Origin of the sequence: Kibdelosporangium phytohabitans (assembly GCF_001302585.1) — a bacterium.
GTDB classification, from domain to species: domain Bacteria; phylum Actinomycetota; class Actinomycetes; order Mycobacteriales; family Pseudonocardiaceae; genus Kibdelosporangium; species Kibdelosporangium phytohabitans.
Window position 1 is genome coordinate 9,903,464 of sequence record NZ_CP012752.1, and the last position, 21,151, is coordinate 9,924,614.

Below are 21,151 nucleotides of genomic sequence, written 5' to 3' on the forward strand. Positions count from 1 at the left end.
GTCGTCCCAGCGTGCGGCAGGCTTGGTGACATGTTCACCAGACGGGCCGGGGCCGAGGTTGTCTACGTACTCGCCTGCCTGCCCCTGTCGCTCATCGGCCTGGTGCTCACGCTCGTGCCGCTCGTCGTCGGCACGACGTTGTCGATCACGTTCATCGGGTTGCCGGTGGCCGCGTTGGCGATCCTCATCGCGCGCGGCCTCGGCAACACCTACCGCGGCCTGGCCAGGTCCCTGCTGAAGCTGGAGATCGCCAAGCCCGCACCGCCGACGCCCCGGCGCGGCATCATCCCGGCGGTGCTCGTCAACGGCGCGAGCTGGCGCGCGGTGCTCTACGTCGTGCTCAAGGCCCCGCTCGGCGTGGTCATGTTCCTGCTGAGTGCCATGTTCTGGGTCTACGGGCTGTTCATGCTCACGCATGTCACGTACTGGTTCACGTTGCGCGAGAAGCTCGGCCTGCCACTGGTCGACTTCAGAGTCGACACCTGGCCCAACGCCATCGTCCTGTCCGTTGTCGGGCTGGCCCTGCTCATGGCCGCGCCCGGGGTGACACGCGGCGTGGTCTTCCTCGACCGGCTGCTGCTCAAGTGGCTGCTCAGCCCGACGACTCTCAGTCAGCGCGTGCGTGACCTGGAGGAAACGCGGGCGCACGCGGTCGACGACGCCGCCGCGCGGCTGCGTCAGATCGAACGGGACCTGCACGACGGCACCCAGGCGCGGATGGTCGCGCTGGCCATGCACCTCGGAATGGTCAAAGAGGAGCTGGAGGGCGACCCCGACCTGGGGATGACGCGCAAGCTGGTCGACCTCGCGCACGCCAACGCCAAGGAGGCTCTGGTCGAGGTGCGCGACCTGGCCAGGGGTATCCACCCGGCCGCGTTGGACAAGGGGCTGGACGCGGCACTGGCCACACTGGCCTCCCGCAGCCCGATCCCGGTGTTGCTGTCGGTGTCGCTGGACCAACGACCGCCGCAGGCGATCGAGATGATCGCGTACTTCTGCACGGCGGAGCTGCTCACGAACATCATCAAGCACTCGCGTGCCACCGACGCGTCGGTGACCATCACGCCGGGACCGCGGATCGTGGTGTCCGACAACGGCATCGGCGGCGCGTCGGTCAAACCGGGCGCGGGGCTGGCCGGGCTGCGGGAGCGAGTGGCCACAGTGGACGGCACGCTGACGGTCAGCAGCCCGCACGGGGGCCCGACCGAGGTCGTGATCTCATTCCCGGCATGAGGATCGTCATCGCCGAGGACAGCGCCGTGCTGCGGGACGGCTTGTCGCTGCTGCTGACCACACGCGGCCATGAAGTGCTGGCGACCGTCACCACCGGCGACGAGCTCACGGCCGTGGTCGCCGAGCACGTCCCGGACATCGCCGTGGTCGACGTCCGGATGCCGCCGACGTTCACCGACGAGGGCGTCCGCGCGGCTTTGGCCGTGCGGCAGTCGCACCCGTCGGTCGGTTTGCTCGTGTTCTCCCAGCACATCGAGACCCGGTACGCGTCGGAACTGCTGGCAGGCGGCGCTCGCGGGGTCGGGTACCTGTTGAAGGACCGGGTGGCCGACGTCCGCGACTTCATGTCCGCGTGCGACCAGATCGCGGCGGGCGGGACAGTGCTGGACCCCGAGGTCGTCACTCAGGTGCTCGGCGCCAGTCGCCGGTCGCTGGACCTGTCCGCGCTGACGGCACGGGAACGGGAAGTGCTCGGCCTGATGGCCGAGGGCCGGACGAACACGGCGATCGCCAAGGCACTGTTCATCAGCGAAGGCTCGGTGGAGAAGCACATCAGCAGCATCTTCGCCAAGCTCGGCCTGCCGCCGTCGGAGACCGACCACCGGCGCGTGCTCGCCGTGCTGCGTTACCTGGCCGGGTAGTTCACGCTTCGAACGGACCAGGGCAGGCTGGCCATGCCTGTCTCGGCGGAACGCGCATGTGGACGGTGCCAGGGCGCGTTCCTCGCGCCGCGCGGACTGGGTACCGCCGGATTCGTCGTGCCGGGACGCGTGGGTACGACCACAATGGGTGGATGACGGACACAGCCCGGGCGGGCGCCCTGATCCTGGTCGCTGTCCTGCAGATCGCCGCCGGTGTGGTCGGTGGCGCCGGGCTGTGGGGCGAGTCCGTCGGTGTGGTGGCCAACTCGTATCCGACGCTGCTGTTGCCCGGCGGCACCGCGTTCACCATCTGGTCGTTGATCTACGCCGGTTTCTGCGCGTTGGCGGTCCGGCAGGCTTTGCCGGGCCAGCGAAGCCGTGACGTGCACAGGCGTACCGGGTGGTGGCTTGTCGCAGCGGGTCTGCTGAACGCGTCGTGGGTGCTGTTGTTCACGCACCGGCTGATCCTGTTGTCGCAGATGGTCATCGTGGTGCTGCTGGCCTGCCTGCTCGGCGCCGCGCTCCGGTTGCAGCCCGCGAACGGCTGGGCCGACAGGCTTCTGCTGCACATCCCGGTGATGGTCTACCTGGGCTGGGTCGCTGTGGCGACGGTCGCCGGTGCGGCCACCACTGCGGCTTCCCTCGGCGCCGCGCCTGGGGTCGCCGTGGCGATCGTGGTCATCCTGTTGACGGGCGTCCTGGCTGCGCTTGCCGTGTTGCGGCTGCCCGCGGTGGTCGGTTTCGCCGCAGCGGTGTGCTGGGCGTTGGCGTGGATCGCCGTGAACACGACCACGCCGGGTGTGCTGGTGGCCTCGGTGCTCGCCATCGCCATCGTGGCGGGCACGGTCGCGTTCACGGTGTCGGCGACTGTCGCGGTACGGATCGAGCGCCGTCCGGATCGCTCCCTCATCGCGTGGGGTTGACGGTGTATATGTCACTTGGGCTATATTGCCCGCATGGCATCTATCTTCGAGGTGCTGGCCGAACCGAGCCGCCGGGAGATCCTCGACCTGCTGCGCACGGGTGAACGGCCCGTCAACGACCTGGTCGACCAGCTGCGGCTGACCCAGCCGACCGTGTCCAAGCACCTGAAGGTGCTGCGTGGCGCGGGCCTGGTGGAAGTGCGCCAGGACGCACAGCGCCGGTGGTACCGGCTGCGCCTGGAACCGCTGGCCGAGCTCGACACGTGGCTCGAGCCGTACCGCAGGTTGTGGACATCCAGTTTGGACGCTCTCGAACAGCACCTCGACACCATGGAGGACTGACGTGACCCCACGAGCAACGCTGAGCACGATCGACGGCAAACCGACGCTGCGGTTCGAACGCAGGCTGCGGCACCCACCATCGAAGGTGTGGCGTGCGGTGACCGAACCGGCCGAACTGGCGCACTGGTTCCCCGCGGCCGTCGAACTCGAACTGCGGCCGGGCGCGCCGATGCGGTTCACCTTCGCCGAAGAGGCCGTTGTGGACGGTGCTTGGGACGGCGAGGTGCTCGAAGTCGACGAACCCAAGGTGTTCATGTACCGCTGGAACCACGACGTGCTGCGGTTCGAGCTGATCCCCGACGGTGACGGCTGCCTGCTGGTGTTCACCCAGACGGTCGGTGGCGACTGGGTCGGCAAGCTCGGCGCGGCCAGGACCGCGGCCGGCTGGGACGACTGCCTCGACGCGATGGCGGCCCAGCTGGACGGCGCGACAGCCGCGCAGGACAACGACTGGCTGGCCCGCGCGGAGAGCTACATCGAGAAGTTCGGACTCGGCCGGGGCACGGTGCACGAGGTCACCGGAGGGGTGGAACTGCGTTTCGCACGTGACCTCGTGTGGAAGCCACAGGACGTGACGTGGGCTTTCCTGGTCGAGGACTCGCCGCTGGACGGCGAGCCGCCGCTGCGCGCGACCAACGGCCACGTCCCGGCCGGGCGGCTGACCGCGTCGGACGCCCCGAACACGCTCGAATACGAGTGGCTGCACGACGGCTCGCCGGCCGGAACGGTCCGGTGGGCGTTCGTCTGGGACCCGGAGCTGGGCAGCCGGGTCGAGCTGACCCAATCCGTCCCGGCCGCGCTCTCCGAACACCAGTCGGAGTGGCTCGCCGCGTGGCAGGTGCACCTGGAGGTGTTCTTCGCCGGGTTGCACGGCGAGAACCGCTGCCCGTGGCCGGAGGACCGGGTCACCGAGCTGACCGAGCAGTACGAGACGTTGCGGAGGCAGTAGCGAATGCGGTGTGTGGTCTTCGGCGCGACCGGTTACATCGGTGGGCGGCTGATCCCCCAGTTGCTCGCCGCGGGCCACGACGTGCGAGCTGTGGCACGGGATCCCGGCAAACTGGCCGAGGTCCCGTGGCGCGACCGGATCGAGATCGTGCGCGGAGACGTCACCGGCCCGGCGAGCGTCGCCGACGCGGTCCGGGACCAGCAGGTCGTCTACTACCTCGTGCATTCGTTGCACCAACGGGACTTCGTGGACGTGGACCGCGCCGCGGCCGACACGGTCGCCAAGGCGGCGTCGCACGCGAACGCCGAACGGATCGTCTACCTCGGTGGCATCACGCCCGAGGGCGAACTGTCACCGCACCTGGCCTCCCGCAAGGAAGTCGGCGAGATCCTGCTGGCCTCGGGCGTGCCGACCGCCGTACTGCGGGCCGCGATCATCATCGGCTCGGGGTCGGCGAGTTTCGAGATGTTGCGGTACCTGACCGAACGGCTGCCCGCGATGGTCACCCCGCGCTGGGTGCACAACCTGATCCAGCCGATCGCGGTACGGGACGTGCTGCACTACCTGACACGAGCGGCGACGCTGCCACCCGAGGTCAACGGGGGCTTCGACATCGGCGGCCCGGACGTGCTGTCCTACCTGGACATGATGCGCCGGTACGCCGTCGTCGCCGGGCTGCAACGGCGGGTCATCGTGCCGGTGCCCGTGCTGACGCCATGGTTGTCGGCGCAATGGGTCAACCTCGTCACGCCGGTACCCCGGAGCATCGCGGTGCCGTTGATCGAATCGCTGGTGCACGAGGTGATCCGCCGTGACCACGACATCGACGAGCACATCCCGCCGCCGTCGGAGGGCCTGATCCACGTCGAGCACGCGATCGAACTGGCGCTGGCCAAGATCCGCGACGCGGACGTGCCCACGCGCTGGTCGGACGCGGGCGCGCCGAGCGATCCGCTGCCGACGGACCCCGACTGGTCGGGCGGCAGCATCTACACCGACGTCAGGCAGACCAAGACCAGCGCGGACCCGAAGACCCTGTGGTCGGTGATCGAGTCGATCGGCGGTGAGCACGGCTGGTACTCGTTCCCGCTGGCCTGGTCGGTGCGCGGCTGGATCGACCGGCTCGCGGGCGGCGTGGGCCTGCGTCGCGGCCGCAAGGACCCCCGCAGGCTGCACGTGGGCGAGGCGCTGGACTGGTGGCGGGTGGAGAGCCTGGAACGCCCGCACATGCTGCGGCTGCGTGCCGAAATGCGCGTCCCGGGGCGGGCGTGGCTGGAACTGTCGGTCGTGCCGGACGGCGGCAGCGGCGCCATCTACCGGCAGCGGGCGATCTTCGAGCCGCACGGGCTGGCCGGGCACATGTACTGGAAGTCGATCGCGCCGTTCCACGGCGTCATCTTCGGCGGCATGTCCCGCAACATCACCGGCGCTGCGGAAGCCCTCGTGAACGACCCGGCGCCGCAGAAGAACCACCCCTGAGCAGCAAAACCCTCGCGAGCGGCCCCGGCGAACACCACCGGGCGGACCGCCCACGACAACCAGTCCTACCGGCCCAGTGCCCGAACAGCGGAAACCCTCGCGAGCGGCCCCGGCGAACACCACCGGGCGGACCGCCCACAACAACCAGTCCTACCGGCCCAGTGCCCGAACAGCGGAAACCCTCGCGAGCGGCCCCGGCGAACACCACCGGGCGGACCGCCCACAACAACCAGTCCTACCGGCTCGGTGCCCGAACAGCGGAAACCCTCGCGAGCGGCGCGGGGGCGGACCGCTCACGAGGGTGAACCTTGTCGCGCTGTCAGTGCGCGGTTGTGCCCTTGCTGCGCAGGCGGCCAAGCCGGTGCAGACCACGCGGCTTGCGCTCTTCCTGGACGGTGGCAGGCTCGTCGGTCGTCGTCGCGACCGGCTGGGGCTGCTGCACCGGGACGGGGTCGGTGACCGGTTCCTGGATCGCGACCGGCGCGGGCTCGGTCTCCACGACCTTGCGGCGCAGCGGCACGATCGCGATCACCAGGCCGAGCACGGCGAGGCCGAGGTGCAGCCAGTTGTCCGCGATGTTGAGGTTGAGCGGGTTGCCCAGTTCGGACACCGGGTTGGTGGACGTCAGGCCGACCAGCATCAGACCCCAGACCAGCAGCACGCCGTATGCGGCGAACAGCACCCAGCCGTAGAGCCGCGAGGTGGCCGACGTCAACGCGAGCAGCACGCCGACGACGCCGAACAGCAGGTGCAGCACGTTGTGCAGCGGGTTGATGGCGAAGACGCCCCACAACATCGTGTGCCCCTGCCCGGCGAAGTCGTTGAATCCGGTGTGCACGAATCCGATGACGCCGAGCGCGAGGAACGCCAATCCGACGAGTCCGGCCAGAACCTGGGTGGGTTGCAGCCGTGCCCGTACTGACTCAGCCATGACCAACTCCCTGGGGATACGAATGTCCCCAAGAGGGTTCCCGGCAAATCAGACGGCAAACCCGAACCGGTCGACAACTGTGTACTCGTAGCGCCGCCGCGCGCCGATCAGCACGACCTCGTCGATGGTCCACTCAGGACTTGAATACGGCAGGTCCAGCGGTTCGTCGCCGTGGCCGACGGTCAGGTGCGGGTGCCAGTCGTGCCGGTCGTTCCACCGCAGCGCCTCGCCGAGCGCGTTGAACGCGGGGTCCACACGCGACACGCCCATCCACAGCGTGTGCCCGAAGTTGCCGGCGTCGGTCAACGACACCTTGGGCGCCACAAGGCCTCTCATGCGTTCGCGGACCCACGGCACGCGGGTTTCGGCGTCGTCCTCGCCGTAGTAACCGAGGGTGATGTGCCAGCTGTCCTGGGGCACCCAGTCCCCGTCGCCCGTCGCCTTGAGGGCGGTGGCCAGCTGTTGCAGCACCTCGAGCGGCGGGACCGCCGCGGTGAACAGCCTCACGCCAGCGCACCGGCCCGGCGCAGCACCTCGGCCAACGCCGGGTAGCGGCCGTCCAGCAACCGCGCGGCCTCGGTCAGCTCGTCCGCACTCGCCGCCCTGCGCAGCAGCGCCAGCGCCGCCCGGTCGGCCCGGCCCGGGTCGACCGGCAGCATGTCGCGGCTGACCGTCGGTTTGGAGTCCCTGACGTCCTCGAGGGCCTTCTGCAGCGCCTCCTTGCGACCGGAGGCGACCTCCGGCGTGAGCACCTTGCGCTCCAGCATGATCAACCTCGCCAGGACCGACGGGTTGCCGATCTTGGCGCGCCTGCCGCTCATCACCTGGCTGAGCATGGGCGCACTGATCCCCAGCACGTCGGCGAGGTTCGCCTGTGAGACGTCGAACGCCACCACGAGCCGCCGGACACGGTCGCCGAGCGGCTCGCCGTACCACTGTTTCTGCAGCTCCAGGTTGCGCTGGACGATCTTCTGGTCCTCCACCTTTGCCCCTCGTCGCAGGTTGGTTCCCCTGCATCCTGCCAGGCCAGAGCCCCAAGCGAGGCGATTTACGACATCTAGGAGCGGCTCAGGAGCTCCCGTGTCCTGGCCACGTCGGCGTGCATCTGGTCGAGCAACGCCTCGACGGTGTCGTAGCGCTCCATCGGGCGCAACCGCTCGACGAAGTCCAGCCCGACGCGCTGGCCGTAGAAGTCCTCGTCGACGTCGAGGACGAACGCCTCGACCCGGCGTTCCCTGCCGGAGAAGGTCGGGTTGGTGCCCACTGAGACCGCCGCCATCAGCGAGCGCGGGGCGCTGCTGCCGAGCGAGGTGAACCTGCAGGCGTAGACGCCGTCCGCCGGGACCGCCGTGTACCGGGGTGTCGAGAGGTTGGCGGTCGGGAATCCCAGCTGGTGGCCGCGGCCGTCGCCGCGCACCACGATGCCTTCGAGACGGTGCGGCCTGCCGAGCGCCGCCTCGGCGGCGACCACGTCACCGGCGTCCACACAGGCCCGGATGTACGTGGAGGAGAACGTGATCTCGCCGTTGGTGGCGGACGTGAGCAGCTTGGCGCCCTCCGCGCTGAACCCGAACCGGTTGCCGAGCGTGGCCAGGAGCTCGATGTTGCCCTGCGCCTTGTGGCCGAACCGGAAGTTCTCGCCGACCACGACAGCCGACGCGTGCAGGCGGTCGACCAGCACCTCGTGCACGAACTCGTCACCAGGCATCTTGGACAGCTCGACGGTGAACGGCAGCACGCAGAACACGTCGACGCCCAGCTGCTCGACCAGTTCGGCCTTGCGCCGCAGCGTGGTCAGCTGCGCGGGGTGGCTACCCGGCCGCACGACCTCGGAGGGATGCGGGTCGAACGTGACGACCACGCTGGGGACGTCCCGTTGGCGGGCCAACTCGACCGCCCGCTCGATCAGGGCCTGGTGACCCCGGTGCACGCCATCGAACACGCCGATGGTGGCAACGCATCGCCCCCAGCCGCCCGGAATATGTTCCAACCCGCGCCATCGCTGCACGCCCCGAGCCTACGTGGTCCAGGGGTGTTTATCCCGCCGGGGCAAGCACGACTATGGGCCGCGCCACAGCCCCCTCGTCGGTGGCCAACGCCAGGACGTGCCCGTCGGGATCGAAAACGCCATAGGTCCCCTGCACGCCCGCGGCGGGGATGCGCTGGCCGTAGCGCAGCGCGGCGGTCTGCCGTTCGTCGACGTCGTAGCGCTTGAACGCGGTCGCGACGGATTCGTCCAGGTCGAGTGACAGGCCGGGGTTCTCCTCGAGCTGCTCGAGGGTGCGGGCGACCCGCAGGTCGAACGGCCCGACCCTGGTCCGGCGCAGCGCGCCGAGGTGGCCGCCGACCCCGAGGTCCGCGCCGAGGTCACGGGCCAGCGCGCGCACGTACGTACCGGACGAGCAGTCCACCATGGCGTCGATCTCGACCACGGCGCCCGCACGCCGGATGGACAGCACGTCGAAGCGGTTGACGGTGATCGGCCGGGCGGGGATCTCGACCTGCTCGCCCTCGCGGACCCGCGCGTACGCCCGCTTCCCGTCGATCTTGACGGCGCTGACCGAGCTGGGGACCTGCATGATGTCGCCGGTGAGCTTGCCGATGCCCGCGTGCACGGCGTCGTCGGTGACGCCGGAGGCGTCCATTTCGGACAGCGTCTCGCCTTCGGCGTCGTCGGTGGTGGTGGCGGCGCCGAGCCGGATCGTGCCGAGGTAGACCTTGGTGTCCATGGCCAGGTGGCCGAGCAGCTTGGTGGCCCGCTCGATGCCGAGGACGAGGACACCGGTGGCCATCGGGTCGAGGGTTCCGGCGTGGCCGACCTTGCGGGTGCCGAGGATCCGGCGGACCTTGGCGACGACGTCGTGGGACGTCATGCCCGGTGCCTTGTCGACGACGACGAGACCGGGCGGGACAGCGGGGCGTTTCACGGACACAGCGGAAATCCTCGCATTCCCGTACCCGGACACGACAAGGTATGCCCCTCCTGCGTGCCGGCCGGGCACCGCTCGTACCGGTTCCGGGTTTCCCAGGACCGGGTCGGCGCGTTCCGGAAAGCGGGAATCCTGGCCAGGTAAGCGGTCTCGCGCGCGTGCACCGGTCGCGACGGTTTCGGACGGGACCACCGTGACGGCCTCACCCGCGGATTCCGCCAGGTCAGACCACCCGACACGGCGCCCGGACGCGCGGCGGACGGCGTGTTCGATCCTGGCCCCGGCACCCGCATCGACGGTGACGCGTCGCAAAACCACCCGAATGGATTCGATTCGGGTGGCCAAGAGCCGTTCTGCCAGCACTTTCGTCTGTGCCGACATGTCGGATCCCGGCCGCCTCAACACGATCGACAGCACTCGGGTACGTCCGACGGCCCGATGAGTGGGTTTTGGGCGTCATTACTGGTAAGAGCGCCTTTCACCACGATTCCCGATTTGGCGTACCGTTGTCGCCCACTTCCGAAACTCGGCGCCTCGGATTGGGGAAAACCTGTTCCACCGCCGGACTCCGGAAACCCGGAACCGCATCGCCGGAAACGGAGATCCGTCCCGGAAACGGCGGCTGACGGGCGAGAACCAAAGCCGGCGGCGTCGAGCCGCGAATCAGTCGGCAGGCCGCCGATGTCGTTGCGCGGCAGGACTGTCGGCGGGCACCGCTCACCACCGGGTCACTCGTGGCACTCGATCTCGCAGCAGTGGACGTCCGAGCAGAGCGAATCGTAGCCATTGATACCACTGCTTACCTTTCGAATGCGTACATTCATGTCATCGGACAGGAACAAGGGCGCATGGCTACACCGACACTTCCGAACTACCACGGACGCCAACTGCTCAGGGAACTCAAGCGGATGCGGGAACTGGCGGGCCTGACGCAGGACGACGCGGGCAAGAGGCTGCACATGACCCTGCAGAAACTCAGCCGGATCGAGAACGGCCAACTGCCCGGCTACCACGAACTGCGTGCGATGCTCCGCGTCTACGGCCTGCCCCGGCACGACTGGGAGGAAGCGCTGGCGTTGTGGGAACTGGCCAGGGAACGCGGCTGGTGGCGCGAGTTCGGCCTCAAGGACTCCAGTTACGTGTGCATGGAGCAGGAAGCCGAGCACCTCGTCGAGTTCCAGCTGGGCACCCTGCCACCGCTGCTGCAGACCGAGCGGTACGCCTGCGCCAGCCTCCAGCACACCGACCAACCGCAGACCGCGGTGAACATCCGGCTGCGGCGCCAGCAGCGCCTGTCCGGCAAGAACCCGTTGACCGTGCACTCGTTGATCCACGAACCCACGCTGCACCAAGGAGTTGACCGCGAGCAGTTGCGGTTGCTGGTCGACCGGGCGCTGACGGCGTTCGTCACGCTGCAGATCGTGCCGCAGACGGCCGGTCTGCACAGCGGGCTGGACGGGTCGGTGATGCTGTTGTCGTTCAGCGATCCCCATGAGCCTGACATCGTGTTCACCGAGTCGCCGCTCGGCCTCACCCAGTCGCAGGACGCCACCAAGACGTCGGCCATCCGCCGTCGGCTCGACGAGCTGACCGCCATCGCGTTGCCGCCGGACGACTCGCTGAACACCATCAGGGCGTTGATCTGGTGATCGTCAGGAAACGCTGAGAGCGGCTGAGTCCCAGCGGCGCGGGCGGATCCGGACCGGCACCTGCTCGCCGCGCGCCTGAGCGGCGAACACGTGGGCCCTGGTGCGCCGCCACCACACGGCGGTGCGCCAGGTCCCGAGCGTGGTCAGCACAACCGACACCACCATCGCGTACTTGAACGAGCCGGTGATGTCGAGGAGCAAGCCTATGCCCAGCGCGGCAAGGGTTGTCGCGAGGAATCCGCCTACGTTGACAACGCCGCTCGCGGTACCCACACGTGACAGCGGGTTGTAGTCACGCCCGATTGAGAACCCAATGGCGGACAACGGCAGACCGAGCGACAGCACAGCGAAGACGACCCCGAGGAGAACGGGCGGCAATGGGCCGAGCAACAGCACCGCCCAGATGCCGACCGCGACGAGGAGGTACCCGGCGACGAGGAACATCCGCATCTGCGGCCAGCGACCGATCACTGCCCCGATCAGCGGGCCACTGACGATGGTCACGATCACCATCACGCCGAGCACCGAGCTGGCGACCGCCTCGGAAAGCCCGTGCGCGTTGACCAGATATGGGAATCCCCAAAGCAACGCCAGCACGGCGGGCAGCTGCATCGTGGCGAAGTGCACCCAGAACCCGAGCCGGGTCCCAGGAATCCGCCACGTCTCACGCACACCGCGCACCACGTCGCGGATCTTCATCGCCTCGGTGCGGGGCGCCGGTCCGTGCGGCGTGTCCTTCAACCGGGACGCGACGATCGCGTACACGCCCGTCACAAGGCCGGTCACCAGGAAGGTCGTCGTCCAGCCCGCGTTGTGCAGCAACAGCGTCAACGGCACGGTGGCCGCCAGGTTGCCGAGGCCGCCGAGCGCGGCGGTGAACGAGACCACAAGGGAGTACTGGCGTGCGGAGAAGTGCGCGGATGTCAGGCGCAGCAGGCTGATGAACGTCATCGCGTCGCCGAAGCCCAGCACCGCGCGGGCGACGAGCCCCACCGGGTACGAGGACGCGACCGCGAACAGCACCTGCCCGGTGCCCATCAGCAAAGCCGCCGCCGTGAGGATCCTGCGCGGGCCGAACCTGTCGACCAGCAGACCGGTCGGGACCTGCATCGAGGCGTACACCAGCAGTTGCAGCACGGTGAACGTGCCGAGCGCGGTGGGGCCGACACCGAACCGGTCGGCTGCTTCGAGGCTGGCCACACCGAGCGAGCCGCGGTGGAAGACCGCCGCCATGTAGACGACCACTGCCATTGCCCAGATCACCCACGCCTTGGTGGCGGCGCGCACGAGAACTCCTCTCCGGCCAATTAGATAGCAAACCTATGCTAACGAACCGCTCCCACCACAGCCCACCTGCCGGAACGTGTGCGCAACAGCACAGCCACCAGGCGGATGACCATGAACGCGGCCAAGCCCGTCCAGATCCCGGACAGCCCCCAGTCGAACGCCATGGACAACCAGATGAACGGCAGGAAGCCGACAATCGCCGCCAGCAATGTGGCGTTGCGCATGAACGCCGCGTCACCCGCGCCGAGCAGCACGCCGTCGAGCGCGAACACCACCCCGCAGATCGGTTGCAGGGCGACGAAGAACCACCACGCGTTCGGGATCTCGGCCAGCACCTGGGCGTCCGGTGTGAACACTCGCGGCAACACAGTGGACAGTGCGGCGAACGCCACACCCAGCAGGCACCCGAACACCAGCCCGTATCCGGTGACCTGCCAGGCGACCTTGTGGGCCGCCCGTTCGTCCTCCTTGCCCAGCGCCTCGCCGACCAGCGACTGCGCCGCGATCGCCAGCGAGTCGAGTACCAGCGCGAGGAACGTCCACAGTTGCAGCACAACCTGGTGGGCGCCGACGGCCGCCGTTGAGGTGTGCGCCGCGACCGTGGTCGCCGAGATGAAGCAGGCCTGGAACGCCAGGCTGCGCACGACCAGGTCGCGCCCGAGCCCCAACTGCGCCCGCATCTTGGCGTAGTGGGGGCGCAGCGGCACGCGCTCGACGATCAACGCGCGGACGAACAGCGACGCCGAGATCACCTGGGCGACGACGTTGGCGATGGCCGAACCCTCCAGGCCCCAATCGGCCACGTACACCAGGATCGGGCACAGCAACGCCGACAACCCGTTGCCCGCGAGGACGTAGCGCAGCGGGCGGACCGTGTCCTGGACGCCGCGCATCCAGCCGTTGCCCGCCATGGTGATCAAGATGAACGGCACGCCCAGCAACGCGATCCGCAGCCAGCTCACCGCCGCGTCCGCGACCTCCTGCGAGCCGGACAACAGCTCGGCGATCGGCCGCGCCAGCAGCTGCCCCGCGACGACGAGGACCAGGCCGACCGAGACCGCCAGCCACGTCGCCTGGACGCCCTCGGCGACCGCGTCCGCCCGCCTGCCCGCGCCGTGCAACCGCGCGACACGGGCCGTCGTCCCGTAGGACAGGAAGGTCATCTGGGTCGAGACCTGCGCGAGGACGATGCCCGCCACGGACAGACCAGCCAGCGGCACGGCACCGAGATGCCCGACCACGGCCGTGTCGACAAGCAGGTACAACGGCTCGGCCGCGAGTACGCCCAAGGCGGGAACAGCAAGCGAGAGCAAGCGCCGCAGCGGCGTCACGAGCATCCCCCCGGTAAGGTGTGCAAATCAGTTTGACCCCTGACAGGTTAGATGTAAGGACCGCCAGTGGACAACGCCGATTACCTGGAAGTGGCCCTGCGCGTGGCCAACGCCACGCTGACGGACGTTTCCGCACTTCAGGAAGCCCTGCACGACGAGCCGTGGTGGGCCACCCGAGTGACCACCGACGACCTGACCGCCCTGCGCCCGGTCGCCGACGGCCTGCGCAAGGCGCTCGCCGCCGCAGTGTCGAACAGCACAGCTGACGTGCGCAGCGCGGTGAACGAACTGCTGGAGACCTATCCCCTGCGGCCACGCTTGTCCGCGGGTCACGACACGGAGGCGAACTGGCACATCCACGTCGCCGACCCCGACGAGCCACCCGCGACCGAGGTCGCCGCCGCGGCGGCATGGGGAATCGCGCAGGGCGTCGTGCGGTACGGCCTGTCCCGATGGGGCCAGTGCGCGGACGAGAACTGCGACAACTACTTCCTGGACACGTCGACCAACCGCGCCAAGCGGTATTGCTCGTCACGGTGTGCCAACCGCGTGCATGTAGCTGCACACCGCTCTCGCCAGCGCTCCATCGACGTGGACGCCTAGGCTGAGCACGTGAGCGATCTCGACGGTGCGGTGGAACTGCTTCAGACGGCCACCGATGTGACCCTGCTGGCCCACGTCAATCCGGACGCCGACGCGCTGGGCAGCGCGCTCGCGCTCGGACTGGCCCTGCACCGCCGTGGCGCCACAGTCCGTGTGTCGTTCGGTTCGCCCGACACCGTGCCGGAATCACTGCTCCCGTTGGACTACGCGGGCTTGCTGGTGCCAGCGGCGGATGTCCCCGAGATCGCCCCGCTGGTGATCGCGCTGGACACGGGCAGTGTGGCACGGTTGGGCAAGCTCGGCGACCGTGTCGCCAACACGATCAACGCGGGTGGTCGAGTGCTCGTCGTGGATCACCACGCCTCCAACACCTTCTACGGCACGCACCACGTCGTGGACGACACCGCGGTGGCGACAGCCGCGCTGGTCGCGTCCTTGCTGGACGCACTCGGCGTGGAACTCGACAAGGAACTGGCCAGCTGCGTCTACGCCGGGATCGTCACTGACTCGGGGTCGTTCCGCCGTGCGACACCGGAAACCCACCGGCTGGCGGCACGGTTGCTGGCGGCGGGTGTGGACCCGGACAAGACCGCGCGTGAGCTGATGGAAGCGCATCCGTTCAGCTTCCTGCCGATGCTCTCGACCGTGCTGGGCCGCGCCAAGCTGGACACGTCGGCGGCCGGTGGCCGCGGTGTCGTGTACACGTACGTGACGCTCGAGGACTCGGCGGACGTCCGGCCCGAGGAAGTCGAGTCGGTCGTGGAGATCGTCCGGTCGGCGCGGGAAGCCGAAGTGGCAGTGGTGTTCAAGGAGATGCAGCCGCTGTCGTGGACCGTTTCGCTGCGCTCGGTGTCCGATGTGGACGTGAAAGACGTCGCGACCGCGCTCGGCGGCGGCGGGCACCGCCGCGCGGCCGGTTACTCGGCCGAGGGCCCGGTCGAGCCGTTGATCGAGTCCGTGCTGGCTATGCTGTCCCGCTGATCCGCCTGCCGACGAACGTCAGCACCTCGGGCAGCACGCCGGACCAGTAGGCCCCGTCGTGCGCGCCCGGGGTGAACGACGACGTCGCCGGACGCGCCTGGTTGGCGAGCGCTTTGGCCACCGTGATGAACGGATCGCTTGCCCCGCACCAGACACCGAGCGAAGTACGGTCGACCTCACCGATGTGCCGCAGCGGCTCGTTGGCCTCCCAGTGCGCCTGGTCGGCGAAGACGTGCTTGGACTCGGCGGTGGGCCAGTCGCGGAACAAGGCGGGGCTGATGGCGCCGACGGCCTTGAGGTCGGTCTTGTCGGCACGGCGGCTGCGCGCGAACCGCAAGGCCCCGAACGCACCCATCGAGATCCCGAACGCGGCCTGGATCGGGCCGAGTTCGGTCAGCAGCATCCGCTGGGGGTCGTCACCGGGTTCGCCGTCGACCCAGTAGGTGTCCTGGCCGCCGTCGACCGAGATGACGGCGAACGGCGGCACCCCGGCGCGTACGACCCCGGTCAGGAACTTCTGGACGCCCAGCGAAACCATCCAGTTCACGTCACCGCCACGCCCGTGCAGGGCCACGCACTTCGGCAGTTCGCCGGGCGCGTGACCGTCCGGCGCCATGGTGATCACGTTGACTTCCCGGCCACGCGCCGTCGACGTGAACTTGGTCGTGGTCATCGACTGCACTCTGCGTGGCGTCGCAGTGTCCGATGTGGCCGGTGCGGACGACGCGGCTGGTCGCTGCGGGGCGTTCCCGGTCGAGCACCCCGCGACCACCAGCGCGGCACCGCCGACGACCAAGGTCCTTCTCGATGCCCCCATACGGGCCAACCTACCCGACCGCGACCTTGCCCGTCTCCAGGAAGGTCTTCAGGTCCGACAGCAACTCCGGCCACCCGCCGCTGGGCGGCAACTGACCGCTGATCCCCTTGTACATCATGCTGTCCGGCTCGAAGTCGTCGTGGACGACGGTCAGCTTGACCTGGCGGTCGGTCGGCTCGATCAGGAACGTCACCTTCGACTGCTTTTCCTTGGCGTACTCGGCGAACTGCTCGTCGGTCCAGCCGAAGACCTCGGCGTGCATCGGCTGCAACCGGTGCCAGCGGTAGGAAAGCCTGGTGTACGGCTCGGCTTCCAGCACGACCTGGCCGTGGTCCTCGACGGGCCCGTCGGGCGTGTACTGCATGCCGATCTGGGAACCGGCCCGCCAGTCCGAGACCAGCGCGAGCCCGCCCCAGTACTCGCGGGTGAACTCGGGCTGGGTCAACGCCTGCCAGAGCTTCTCCGGCGTGGTGTCGATGAACGTGGTGTAGACGAATTCCGGCTTGTCCATGGTGTTCTGCTCCAATGCTGTCTTCAGGCCGGCGAGCACTCGGACCCGGCCGCGGTGGTACTGGTTGATCCACCGTTCGGCGATGGCGTTGATCGGCTCGGCGTTGAGGTAGTGCAGTTTTTCCCTGCCGCGCCACACGGTCGTGACCAAGTTGGCGTCGATCAGGATCGCCAGGTGCTTGCTGACCGACTGGCGGGCCATGTCCAGCTCGCCGCACAACTCGCGCAAGGTCTGCCCGGTACGCCGGTTGAGACTGTCCAGCAGGCGCCTGCGGCCCGGATCGGCCAACGCCCGGAACACCTCGTCCATGCCCTCACCTCGCATACGCAGCCGTTCGGATGCCTTTAATTTAGGCAGCCGGGCGGCTGCATGTCAAGTCTGTCGGACCCTGCCGCTAGCGTGGTCGGCGTGTCATCGAACTGGGAGCGATCACTGAGCTCCCTGCTCAGCCCGGCAGCCGAGCAGGGCGGCATGCCGCTGGGCGTCGAGCTGACCCTGGCGACCGAGCCGTTGTTGTCGCGCGCGCGCGGACCGGCGCCGACTGTCTTCGCGAAACTGGTGCGGCAGGGCCGAAGCGGCTGGGTCAGCGGCGGCGTCACGTGGGGCCGGCTGAACCCGTTCGAAGGCTACGCCGACCCGCACGTGCGGGTCCTGCGCGAGATCCACGCGGTCTACAAGGCGCAGGACATGGTCCCGCGCGACGAGAAGGTCATCGACCTCGCCCGGTTCGACACCCTGCACCTGTGGACGATGCTGGACGAGGCGCTCCGCGTCGGCGTCACGCTGGCCAACGCCGACTACCACCCCGCTGAGCTCTGCCTGGACGTGACCAGCGACGGCGGCATGGTCGTCACGCCTGTCGTCCGCGTGGAAGGCCAGGGGCCCGTCGCGGTCGTCCGGTTCCTCGGCGCGGGGCACGGCCTCGTCTACGTCAGCCAGGAGGAGCTCGACGAGACCGGATCGGCCGACGAATGCCGGATCGGTCTGGCGAAACTCGCCAAACCGGCGCCGAAGTCGTTGCAGGACATGGTTCTCGGCTCGCACCAGCTGCAGATCCCGGTGTCCGGACGAGCGCGGTTCGTCGACCGCTACTACCCCCGGCTGCGGCACACGGCGGAGTTCGTGTCGACGGACGGTTCCTTCACGCCGCCCCGCATCTCCGGGCCGGTGCTGCGTCTGAACGCGTCCTACCGGGACGAACACGAGCTGGACCTCGACTGGGAATGGCTCTACCGGATCGGGGCGTCGGAGCTGCGCGCGCCGCTCGACGCGGAGCCAGAGGCCTATCGCGACGCCGGCGCCGAACGCGAGATCCTCACCCGCCTCGCACGCGAACCCGTGGCCAGGACGCTGCGGGACATCGACACCATGCGGTTCACCACGCAAGAGCTGCCCCAGGTCGAGCAGTTGCCTGGCGTCGAAGTCGAGATCATCGGCGTGAAACCGGACTACCGCGAGGTCGGCACGGTCCGGATCGGCGTGGCCACCGAGGACGTCTCGGACAAGACCGACTGGTTCGACCTGACCGTGACGATCACCGCGGACGGCCGAACGGTGCCGTTCATGGACGTCTTCCTCGCGCTGACCAGGGACGAGATGTACCTGCTGATGCCGGACGGCGCGTATTTCTCCCTGCAGAAACCGGAACTGCGGACCTTGCACCGGCTGATCGCCGAGGCGCGCGGGTTGCACGACCAGACGAGCGACTCGGTGCGGATCAGCCGCTTCCAAGCCGGGCTGTGGGACGACCTGGTGAACATCGGCGTGGTCGGCCACCAGGCGGACGCGTGGCGCAAGCAGGTCGGCGGGTTGCTGGACGAGGTGCCGGAGTACGGCGTGCCCGGTGGGCTGGACGCCCGGTTGCGGCCGTACCAGCTGGATGGGTTCCGCTGGCTGGCGTTCCTGTGGGAGAACGACCTCGGCGGCATCCTCGCCGACGACATGGGCCTCGGCAAAACCCTCCAGACGCTCGCCCTGATCTGCCACGCGGCGGCCGACGCGCCGTTCCTGGTGGTGGCGCCGACCAGCGTGGTGACGACGTGGCAGACCGAAGCCGCCGCGTTCGCGCCCGGCCTGCGCGTGGTGACCGTTTCGGACACGCTGCGGCACAAGGACTTGGCTTCGCTCGTGGCGGGAGCGGACGTGGTGCTGACGTCGTACACGCTGATGCGGCTGGACTACGACCGCTATTCGAAGGTCCGGTGGGCGGGGATGGTGCTCGACGAGGCGCAGGTGGTCAAGAACCACCAGTCGAAGGTGCACCAGTGCGCGAGAAAGATGCCCGCGCCGTTCAAACTGGCGATCACGGGCACACCGATGGAGAACAACCTGATGGAGCTGTGGTCGCTGCTGTCGATCACCGCGCCGGGCCTGTTCCCCAGCCCGGTGCGGTTCCAGCAGTACTACGCCCGGCGGATCGAACGAACCGGCGACCCCGGCCTGCTGCACCAGCTCCGGCGCAGAATCCGCCCGCTGGTCAAACGCCGCACGAAGGACCAGGTGGCCACGGACCTGCCGCCGAAACAAGAACAGGTGCTCCAAGTCGACCTGCACCCCAAGCACCGCAAGGTCTACCAAACCCACCTGCAACGAGAACGCCTGCGAATCCTCGGCATGGTGCGGGACATGAACGCCAACCGGTTCACCATCTTCCAGTCGCTGACAAAGCTCAGGCAGCTCAGCCTGCACCCGGCCCTGGTCGACGACACCCACGCCGACCTGCCGTGCGCGAAGATCGACGCACTGCTCGACCAGGTGCACGAGGTCGTCGCAGGCGGTCACCGCGCGCTGGTCTTCAGCCAGTTCACCAGTTTCCTCTCGCTGGTGCGTTCCCGCCTGGATGTCCCGTACTGCTACCTGGATGGCTCGACGCGTAACCGCGACAAGGTCGTCCAGCGCTTCAAGGACGGCGCGGCGCCGGTGTTCCTGATCAGCCTGAAAGCAGGGGGCTTCGGCCTGAACCTGACAGAAGCCGACTACTGCTTCCTGCTGGACCCGTGGTGGAACCCGGCAACGGAAGCGCAGGCGGTCGACCGCACCCACCGAATCGGCCAGGCGAGAGCAGTGATGGTCTACCGCCTGATAGCCAAGGACACGATCGAAGAGAAAGTGATGGCACTGAAGTCGAAGAAAGCGGAACTGTTCACCAGCGTTCTCGACGAAGGCGACATGTTCGGCGCAGGCCTGGACGCCGAAGACATCCGCGAACTCCTCTCGTAGCAAAGGAAAGCATCCGATGCCACATCTCAGCCTGGTGACCGTCGTCGTGCGTGACTACGACGAGGCCATCGCGTTCTACGTGAACGCAATGGGCTTCACCCTCCGCGAGGACACCCCACAGGGCGACGGAAAGCGCTGGGTAGTAGTAACACCACCAGGAGCTAAGGAAACAGGAATCCTCCTCGCAAAAGCAGCGACAGCGGAACAGGAAAGCAGAATCGGCAACCAAACCGGCGGCCGGGTAAGCCTGTTCCTGAACACAGAGGACTTCGACCGCGATCACACCCGCATGCTCACAGCCGGCGTGACATTCGAAGAAGCCCCCCGACATGAGCCGTATGGAACAGTCGCAGTCTTCCACGACCTCTACGGCAACAAGTGGGACCTACTCCAACCCAAAACGCCCTAAACCAACCTCGCCACCCAGCTCACAACAACTTCACGGCTCGCACACCAACGCTGGCCAATCCCATGAACCACGCGCCCGCACAGGGATGAAGGTTTGCCTACCAGCACAGGGAGTTCACGGCGCACAGCTGGCGCGCAAAACCAGCCGGGCAAGCTAAACGGTAGTCAGCCCAGCCCCGAGCGGCGTGCGCGCAAGCGCAGGGGTGTGGTTCGGGGGTGCTCCTGCCCGTCGGCCTGGGCGTAGCCCAATCACACGTGTCCGGAGGTCCGCCTGCGTTTGTCGCGGGCATCAGCGGCGGTCGTACGGGCCTCTTGACGCGTGTGGTTGCCTCCGGCAGGCCGTCGGGCAGGAGCGCCCACGCCTTCTCAGTACACGCACCAAGGTCTCGGCTGTGGTCTGGAAGAACACCCACCCTCGGCTCCTGCCTTGAGGTCTGCCTCCCGGCGAGGGACCCGCTTGTTCCGTGCTCACATCCCAGCTATGACCCGGTGTGTCGAACGCTGCGGTTCAGTGCACGGAACAAGATGTCCCTCGCCGGGAGCAGACCTCGGGGCAGGAGCGGGTGGCCGGTGTCCTTTGTCTCCACAGCCCCGGCCCCAGGGGTGTGTCCTTCGATGCGCGGGCGCTCCTGCCCGACGACCTGCCCGGAGGAAACCACGGACTGTCAAGAGGCCCGTAGGGCCTGCGCTGTGCGTTGCTTTAGGGAGGCGGACCTCCTGACAGACCGTGGTTGGCGTAGCCCAGGCCGACGGGCAGGAGCACCCCCGAAGCCGACCCCTGTGCTGGCGCAAAAGCCGAAGCGCCCCTCCGCGCTTGCGCGCGAGCCGCTGCGGGACGGTCTGCCTGCTGACGCGCTCGCCGCTGTGGGGTTGGTCTGCCTGCTTGTGGGTTTGCCGCTGTGGGATGGTCTGCGTTG

Annotated in this window: 20 protein-coding genes; 11 read left to right on the plus strand and 9 right to left on the minus strand. The window is 68.4% G+C overall.

Going from position 1 to position 21,151, the window contains the following annotated elements:
* Positions 1–30: 30 nt before the first annotated feature.
* The 6 genes from AOZ06_RS44165 (at position 31) to AOZ06_RS44190 (ending at position 5,567) form a co-directional block, all read left to right on the plus strand.
* The gene (locus AOZ06_RS44165; RefSeq protein WP_054294819.1) at positions 31–1,233 is read left to right on the plus strand and encodes a sensor histidine kinase; all 1,203 of its coding nucleotides are present in this window, start codon (positions 31–33) and stop codon (positions 1,231–1,233) included.
* Complete coding sequence (locus AOZ06_RS44170; protein ID WP_054294820.1) at positions 1,230–1,874, plus strand: response regulator transcription factor; 645 nt, start codon at positions 1,230–1,232, stop codon at positions 1,872–1,874. The genes AOZ06_RS44165 and AOZ06_RS44170 overlap by 4 nt, the downstream gene beginning before the upstream one ends.
* A gap of 152 nt (positions 1,875–2,026) precedes the next feature.
* The gene (locus tag AOZ06_RS44175) at positions 2,027–2,797 is read left to right on the plus strand and encodes a tryptophan-rich sensory protein (RefSeq protein ID WP_054294821.1); all 771 of its coding nucleotides are present in this window, start codon (positions 2,027–2,029) and stop codon (positions 2,795–2,797) included.
* Between the two features lie 33 nt (positions 2,798–2,830).
* Complete coding sequence (locus tag AOZ06_RS44180) at positions 2,831–3,139, plus strand: ArsR/SmtB family transcription factor (protein ID WP_054294822.1); 309 nt, start codon at positions 2,831–2,833, stop codon at positions 3,137–3,139.
* A gap of 1 nt (position 3,140) precedes the next feature.
* A complete protein-coding gene (locus tag AOZ06_RS44185) occupies positions 3,141–4,088 on the plus strand; it encodes an SRPBCC family protein (protein ID WP_054294823.1) in 948 nt (315 codons plus the stop codon).
* Between the two features lie 3 nt (positions 4,089–4,091).
* A complete protein-coding gene (locus AOZ06_RS44190; protein ID WP_054294824.1) occupies positions 4,092–5,567 on the plus strand; it encodes an SDR family oxidoreductase in 1,476 nt (491 codons plus the stop codon).
* Between the two features lie 319 nt (positions 5,568–5,886).
* On the opposite strand, the gene AOZ06_RS44195 is transcribed toward AOZ06_RS44190, so the two are convergent.
* The 5 genes from AOZ06_RS44195 to truB all read right to left on the minus strand — a co-directional run bounded on the left by AOZ06_RS44195 (position 5,887) and on the right by truB (position 9,425).
* The gene (locus AOZ06_RS44195; RefSeq protein ID WP_054294825.1) at positions 5,887–6,498 is read right to left on the minus strand and encodes a DUF4383 domain-containing protein; all 612 of its coding nucleotides are present in this window, start codon (positions 6,496–6,498) and stop codon (positions 5,887–5,889) included.
* A 48-nt stretch (positions 6,499–6,546) separates the two neighbouring features.
* Positions 6,547–7,005: a 2'-5' RNA ligase family protein gene (locus tag AOZ06_RS44200; RefSeq protein WP_054294826.1), complete on the minus strand. Its 459-nt coding sequence runs from the start codon at positions 7,003–7,005 to the stop codon at positions 6,547–6,549.
* A complete protein-coding gene (locus tag AOZ06_RS44205; RefSeq protein ID WP_054294827.1) occupies positions 7,002–7,481 on the minus strand; it encodes a transcriptional regulator in 480 nt (159 codons plus the stop codon). The genes AOZ06_RS44200 and AOZ06_RS44205 overlap by 4 nt, the downstream gene beginning before the upstream one ends.
* Before the next feature lie 74 nt (positions 7,482–7,555).
* On the minus strand, positions 7,556–8,506 hold the full coding sequence (locus AOZ06_RS44210) for a bifunctional riboflavin kinase/FAD synthetase (RefSeq protein ID WP_054294828.1): 951 nt from the start codon (positions 8,504–8,506) through the stop codon (positions 7,556–7,558).
* Positions 8,507–8,534: 28 nt separating this feature from the next.
* Positions 8,535–9,425, minus strand: coding sequence for a tRNA pseudouridine(55) synthase TruB (gene truB, locus AOZ06_RS44215; RefSeq protein WP_257721499.1), 891 nt, complete (start codon positions 9,423–9,425; stop codon positions 8,535–8,537).
* Positions 9,426–10,276: 851 nt separating this feature from the next.
* Here truB and AOZ06_RS44220 point away from each other — a divergent pair.
* Positions 10,277–11,077: a helix-turn-helix domain-containing protein gene (locus AOZ06_RS44220; protein WP_054294829.1), complete on the plus strand. Its 801-nt coding sequence runs from the start codon at positions 10,277–10,279 to the stop codon at positions 11,075–11,077.
* A gap of 3 nt (positions 11,078–11,080) precedes the next feature.
* Here the strand turns inward: AOZ06_RS44220 and AOZ06_RS44225 are convergent, their stop codons facing one another.
* A complete protein-coding gene (locus AOZ06_RS44225) occupies positions 11,081–12,328 on the minus strand; it encodes an MFS transporter (RefSeq protein WP_054297377.1) in 1,248 nt (415 codons plus the stop codon).
* 74 nt (positions 12,329–12,402) lie between these two features.
* Entirely contained in the window at positions 12,403–13,701 is a 1,299-nt protein-coding gene (locus AOZ06_RS44230) for an MATE family efflux transporter (RefSeq protein ID WP_054294830.1), read from the minus strand.
* 60 nt (positions 13,702–13,761) lie between these two features.
* Here AOZ06_RS44230 and AOZ06_RS44235 point away from each other — a divergent pair, with 60 nt between their 5' ends.
* Together AOZ06_RS44235 and AOZ06_RS44240 are read left to right on the plus strand one after the other, a co-directional pair.
* Positions 13,762–14,298: a CGNR zinc finger domain-containing protein gene (locus AOZ06_RS44235; RefSeq protein ID WP_054294831.1), complete on the plus strand. Its 537-nt coding sequence runs from the start codon at positions 13,762–13,764 to the stop codon at positions 14,296–14,298.
* Between the two features lie 9 nt (positions 14,299–14,307).
* Complete coding sequence (locus tag AOZ06_RS44240; RefSeq protein ID WP_054294832.1) at positions 14,308–15,279, plus strand: DHH family phosphoesterase; 972 nt, start codon at positions 14,308–14,310, stop codon at positions 15,277–15,279.
* Here the strand turns inward: AOZ06_RS44240 and AOZ06_RS44245 are convergent.
* Both AOZ06_RS44245 and AOZ06_RS44250 read right to left on the minus strand, forming a co-directional pair.
* Entirely contained in the window at positions 15,263–15,952 is a 690-nt protein-coding gene (locus AOZ06_RS44245) for an alpha/beta hydrolase (RefSeq protein ID WP_236951932.1), read from the minus strand. The genes AOZ06_RS44240 and AOZ06_RS44245 overlap by 17 nt on opposite strands.
* Before the next feature lie 154 nt (positions 15,953–16,106).
* Complete coding sequence (locus tag AOZ06_RS44250) at positions 16,107–16,916, minus strand: ArsR/SmtB family transcription factor (RefSeq protein WP_054294834.1); 810 nt, start codon at positions 16,914–16,916, stop codon at positions 16,107–16,109.
* A 99-nt stretch (positions 16,917–17,015) separates the two neighbouring features.
* Between AOZ06_RS44250 and AOZ06_RS44255 the strand changes: the two genes are divergently transcribed.
* Together AOZ06_RS44255 and AOZ06_RS44260 are read left to right on the plus strand one after the other, a co-directional pair.
* Entirely contained in the window at positions 17,016–19,826 is a 2,811-nt protein-coding gene (locus tag AOZ06_RS44255; protein WP_236951933.1) for a DEAD/DEAH box helicase, read from the plus strand.
* Positions 19,827–19,860: 34 nt separating this feature from the next.
* Entirely contained in the window at positions 19,861–20,235 is a 375-nt protein-coding gene (locus AOZ06_RS44260) for a VOC family protein (RefSeq protein ID WP_335338332.1), read from the plus strand.
* Positions 20,236–21,151: the final 916 nt, after the last annotated feature.

What these genes read in the sequence shown, in the direction of transcription:
- AOZ06_RS44165 (WP_054294819.1), top strand. Translation starts at nt 31, where the DNA reads ATGTTCACCAGACGGGCCGGGGCCGAGGTTGTCTACGTACTCGCCTGC.
- AOZ06_RS44170 (WP_054294820.1), top strand. Translation starts at nt 1,230, where the DNA reads ATGAGGATCGTCATCGCCGAGGACAGCGCCGTGCTGCGGGACGGCTTG.
- AOZ06_RS44175 (WP_054294821.1), top strand. Translation starts at nt 2,027, where the DNA reads ATGACGGACACAGCCCGGGCGGGCGCCCTGATCCTGGTCGCTGTCCTG.
- AOZ06_RS44180 (WP_054294822.1), top strand. Translation starts at nt 2,831, where the DNA reads ATGGCATCTATCTTCGAGGTGCTGGCCGAACCGAGCCGCCGGGAGATC.
- AOZ06_RS44190 (WP_054294824.1), top strand. Translation starts at nt 4,092, where the DNA reads ATGCGGTGTGTGGTCTTCGGCGCGACCGGTTACATCGGTGGGCGGCTG.
- AOZ06_RS44195 (WP_054294825.1), bottom strand. Translation starts at nt 6,498, where the DNA reads ATGGCTGAGTCAGTACGGGCACGGCTGCAACCCACCCAGGTTCTGGCC.
- AOZ06_RS44220 (WP_054294829.1), top strand. Translation starts at nt 10,277, where the DNA reads ATGGCTACACCGACACTTCCGAACTACCACGGACGCCAACTGCTCAGG.
- AOZ06_RS44225 (WP_054297377.1), bottom strand. Translation starts at nt 12,328, where the DNA reads ATGGCAGTGGTCGTCTACATGGCGGCGGTCTTCCACCGCGGCTCGCTC.
- AOZ06_RS44230 (WP_054294830.1), bottom strand. Translation starts at nt 13,701, where the DNA reads ATGCTCGTGACGCCGCTGCGGCGCTTGCTCTCGCTTGCTGTTCCCGCC.
- AOZ06_RS44245 (WP_236951932.1), bottom strand. Translation starts at nt 15,952, where the DNA reads ATGACCACGACCAAGTTCACGTCGACGGCGCGTGGCCGGGAAGTCAAC.
- AOZ06_RS44250 (WP_054294834.1), bottom strand. Translation starts at nt 16,916, where the DNA reads ATGGACGAGGTGTTCCGGGCGTTGGCCGATCCGGGCCGCAGGCGCCTG.